At 62.4% G+C, this 1468-nt stretch carries 2 protein-coding genes; both read right to left on the bottom strand.

What is annotated here, in order from left to right; genetic code table 11:
• Window positions 1-82: 82 nt before the first annotated feature.
• On the bottom strand, window positions 83-892 hold the full coding sequence (locus I5W_RS06915) for an enoyl-CoA hydratase-related protein (protein ID WP_044528677.1): 810 nt from the start codon (window positions 890-892) through the stop codon (window positions 83-85).
• Between the two features lie 108 nt (window positions 893-1000).
• A partial coding sequence (locus I5W_RS06910) for a DUF6708 domain-containing protein (protein WP_044528678.1) occupies window positions 1001-1468 on the bottom strand: 468 nt, incomplete at its 5' end.

Raw genomic sequence — 1468 nt, 5'->3', positions numbered from 1 at the left:
CCCGATGCCCGGCGCGCTTGAGATAGAGGGCCATTGCCAAGCCCGGCCGACCGGCGGCGGCAAATGGCGATGTGCAAGGGTTTCATGCTGCCCCCGCTGTGGGCTGTCTATGCGTCCAGGCCGGCGCATCCTTGTCCAGGAAAGCGCGCAAACCTTCACGTCCTTCGGCAGAGGCGCGCAGATCGGCGATGACGCCGGCCGTGTATTCGGACAATTCAGGCGTGACCTGCAAGGGATTGGCCACCTGCACCAGTTGCTTGGCCGCGCGCATGGCCTGCGGACCATTGGCCAGTAAGGTATCGATCAACTGCGCCGTCTTGGCATCGAGCTCGCCAGGCGGCACCACTTCATGCACCAGCCCCATGGCAGCCGCGCGCGCGGCCGGGAAACGTTCGGCCGAGACAAAGTAGCGGCGCGCCTGCGACACGCCCATCTTGGCGATCACATACGGGCTGATGGCTGCCGGCGCCAGGCCCAGCTTGACCTCGGAGAGCGCGAAGAAGGCCGCTTCGGACGCCACCACGATATCGCAGCAGGACACCAGGCCTACCCCACCGCCCATCACTGCGCCCTGCACCTTGGCCAGCGTGGGGGCCGGGAAGCTGTTGAGCGTATGCATCAGCAGCGCCAGCTTGCGGGCGTCGCGCAGGTTGTCTTCACGCGAGGCATCGGCCATACGGCGCATCCAGGCCAGGTCGGCACCGGCGGAGAAGGACTTGCCGGTCGAGGCCAGCAGCAGCACGCACGTACGGGCATCGTCGCCGGCCTGGGTGATCAGGTCGATCAGGTGGGCGATCAACTGGTCGTCGAAGGCGTTGTGGATGTCGGGGCGATTGAGGGTGATCGTGGCCAGGCCACGCGGGTCGATGTCGAGATGGGCTGCTGCCGTCATTTACGCTCCTGCGCTCAGTAAGACCTTGCAACGATGTCGAAAAACAGATGTGGGGGAGGATAGCGCAAAATCACCGCGAAAAATGTTACGAGAAAGACAAATCCACGGCTAGTGACGTCCAACGCTGGACAGGATTTCTGCTGGCCATTTCGGCTTGCTCTTGAGGTGATAGCAGACCCAGCCCAGCAAGCCATAAGGAATCGTGAACCACAAGAAGCAAAGCGCGAACAGCTGCGCCAGCAACATGAGGAAGGTGAACGGATATCGCCCCGGACCGATCAGCGGCTGGCTCCAGCACAATGCGCGCAACAGGGAACTCCCGTGGGGAACGTAGACCTGCTCGCCCTCGTTGAGCAGCGGACCCTCATGCTGCATGAAGCGGCGGATGTGTTCCCATTGATTCAGCAGCAATTGCACCGCCAGCGAAGACACCGTGCCGCCCAAGGGGAATTGCGCGATCACTGTGTCATCTTTCGGGCCCTTGATGACTACGCAGTGCAGTGATGCGAGGATCTGCGTATGGTTTTTCGTGACGACGCGTGTGCGACAGACTTGGACTCTCGTGCAAGACCAGTC

Origin of the sequence: Herbaspirillum sp. B65, from assembly GCF_000333555.1 — a bacterium.
GTDB lineage: Bacteria > Pseudomonadota > Gammaproteobacteria > Burkholderiales > Burkholderiaceae_D > Herbaspirillum > Herbaspirillum rubrisubalbicans.
This window is presented reverse-complemented; position numbering and strand designations above follow the sequence as displayed.

What these genes read in the sequence shown, in the direction of transcription:
- I5W_RS06915 (WP_044528677.1), bottom strand. Translation starts at nt 892, where the DNA reads ATGACGGCAGCAGCCCATCTCGACATCGACCCGCGTGGCCTGGCCACG.